Annotated in this window: 2 protein-coding genes; both read left to right on the forward strand. The window is 65.9% G+C overall.

The features are described from left to right. A partial coding sequence (locus QZ378_RS12590; protein WP_291258516.1) for a response regulator transcription factor occupies positions 1-572 on the forward strand: 572 nt, incomplete at its 5' end. A gap of 96 nt (positions 573-668) precedes the next feature. Next, positions 669-2780, forward strand: a complete 2112-nt coding sequence (locus QZ378_RS12595) for a HAMP domain-containing sensor histidine kinase (RefSeq protein WP_291258517.1) — start codon at positions 669-671, stop codon at positions 2778-2780. The last annotated feature ends 53 nt before the right edge of the window (positions 2781-2833 follow it).

Genomic DNA, 2833 nt, shown 5'->3' on the forward strand with positions numbered 1-2833 from the left:
AGCCGGTGGATCTGATCCTGCTGGACGTGATGATGCCCGGCCTGGACGGCATCCGCACCACCGCCAAGCTGCGGGAGAGCTGCAACGTGCCCATCATCCTGCTCACCGCCAAGAGCGAGGACAGCGACAAGATCCTGGGCCTGAACATCGGCGCGGACGACTACATCACCAAGCCCTTCAACCCCATCGAGGTGATCGCCCGGGTGAAGAGCCAGCTGCGGCGATATACCAGCCTGGGGGGCAAGAGCGGCGGCGGGAACGACAATCCCTCCCTGCTCACCAACGGCGGCATCGCCATGGACGACGGGGCCAAGTCGGTGACGGTGGACGGGGAGCCGGTGAGCCTCACCCCCCTGGAGTACAACATCCTCCTGCTGCTGATGAAGAACCCCGGCCGGGTGTTCTCCACCAGCCAGATCTACGAGCTGGTGTGGAACGACCCCTCCCTGGGCTCGGAGAACACGGTGGCCGTCCACATCCGCCACCTGCGGGAGAAGCTGGAGATTGACCCGGCCAACCCCCGCTACATCAAGGTGGTGTGGGGATTGGGTTACAAGATGGAAAAAGCGTAGGGGCCGGCCTGTGTGCCTCCCCGTATGGGGGAAGGAGGGCGCACACACAGGTGCGCCCCTGCCGGCCTCCACATTTCCCCGCCAAGAGGTGATCCCATGGAAAAACTGAAAACAAGCCTGGCGGCCAAGGCGGCCGCGGTGCTGCTGACCCTGATCATCGGGGCGGGGGGCTTCTGGACTACGGTGTTCACCATCAGCCAGTGGGACACCCTCTGGCTGGGCAGCAGCTACTACGACAGCAATGACTGCTACGATGATCTCATGAACCGGGAGGTTCAGCTCCATGAGCTGGCCCGGCTGCTCCAGGCCAGGGAGTGGGAGGGCACCCTGCCCTACCTGGATCAGCGCCGGCTGGAGAACCTGGAGGAGGCCCTGTCGGCGGAGCGCACCAACTTCCGCTTCAACATCCGCCGCAACGACACGGGGGTGCTGATCTACTCCAATCTGGAGGGAAGCGCCGCTTTGGAGGATCACGTCCATGCGGTGGAGCAGACCGAGCTCATCGTGGCCCAGAACAGCGGCGTAGCCGGCAACGACTACATGATCTGGGACAGCGGCCGGGGCTATTATCTGCTGAACGTGGTGCTCCCCGACGGTACCGTGCAGCTCTTTCTCCCGGAGGACGTTGAACAGGCTGCCTACTACGGCTACACCTTTGACGGGGATGACGCCTGGGACTACGACGAGGCCAGGGACAGCCGGGTAACCCAGTCGGTGCTGGCCCTGGAGTACGGCGTGGCCGATCCTCTCATCGTCCGGGACGAGTTCTGGAGCGGCCAGCAGGATTTCCAGAGCTATGTCCGCTATCTGCCCCTGGTGGCCGTGCTGGCGCTGGTGCTGGACACCTGTACCGGGGTGCTGCTGGTCTTCCTGTTCCGCGCCGCCGGCTGGCAGGCAGGGCGGCCCCGCCCCGTCCTCAACTGGTTTGACCGCATCCCCTTTGATGCGCTGGCCTTCTGCGCCTTCTGGATCATCGCCGTGCTGATCAACGCCGGGGACTCCATCACCTACGGGCTCAACACCCTGGAGCTGGTCACCGAGCTGTGGGTGGGCCTTGGGTTCATCACCATCGGGGTGATGGGCACCCTGCTGGCCCTGTGCCTCACCGCCGCCGTCCGCATCAGGGCGGGCACCTTCTGGCACAACAACGTGCTGCGGATGCTAGGCAGCCTGATCGGCCGGGGCTGCCGCGCCCTGGCCCGGGCCTGGCCCCTCACCGGCCGGACGGTGCTGCTGTTCCTCCTCTATGTGGTGTGCAGCGTCTTCTTCCTGTCGCTGCCGTTCCCCGTATGGGTGGCCCTCCAGGCCGTCGCCCTGTTTGCGCTGTGCCGCTGGACGCTCCAGTGGCGGCGGGTGCGGGACGGCACGGAGCGCATTCTGGGCGGCGAGCCGGAGTTCAAAATCGACACCAGCCACATGTACTATGACCTGGCCGCCCACGCCGGGCAGCTCAACGACCTGGGCGAGGCCGTGGGCACGGCGGTGGACGAGCGCCTGCGCAGCGAGCGGTTCAAGGCCGAGCTGATCACCAACGTGTCCCACGATCTGAAAACCCCCCTGACCAGCATCATCAACTACGTGGATCTGCTGCGCAAGCAGGGGCTGGACAGCCCCCACGCCCCGGAATACCTGGAGGTTCTGGAGCGCAAGAGCCACCGGCTGAAAAAGCTGACGGAGGATCTGGTGGAGGCGTCCAAGGCGTCCACCGGCAGCCTGCCGGTTCATCTGGAGCGGCTGGGCATGGTGCAGCTGCTCCAGCAGGCCCTGGGGGAGTGGGAGGAGCGCTTTGTCCAGTCCGGCCTGACGGCGGTGCCCACCTATCCGGCGGAGGAGGCCTGGATCATGGCCGACGGCCGCCACCTGTGGCGGGTGATCGACAACCTGCTGTCCAACTGCAACAAGTACGCTCTGGAGGGCACCCGGATCTACATCGGCGTGACGGTCTGGGAGGGGCAGGTGCGCCTGTCCATCAAGAACGTGTCCCGGCAGGCCCTGAACATCCCGGCGGAGCAGCTTATGGAGCGCTTCGTGCGGGGGGAGGAGTCCCGCACCACCGAGGGCTCCGGCCTGGGCCTGTCCATCGCCCGCAGCCTTACGGAGCTCCAGGGGGGCCAGTTCCGCCTGGACATCGACGGGGATCTGTTCAAGGCGGCGGTGGCCTTCCCCGAGGCCCCCGCCCAGCCCGAATCTCTCCCCCCGGCCAACTGAATGAACACATCCACCAGCGAAGCTGGTGGTTGTCACTGTGCGGGCATAGCCCT

Origin of the sequence: Flavonifractor sp. (assembly GCF_019422385.1) — a bacterium.
Lineage (GTDB): Bacteria > Bacillota > Clostridia > Oscillospirales > Oscillospiraceae > Flavonifractor > Flavonifractor avistercoris.

Excerpts from the sequence above, each read along its gene's own strand:
- QZ378_RS12595 (WP_291258517.1), top strand. The coding sequence starts at position 669 with ATGGAAAAACTGAAAACAAGCCTGGCGGCCAAGGCGGCCGCGGTGCTG.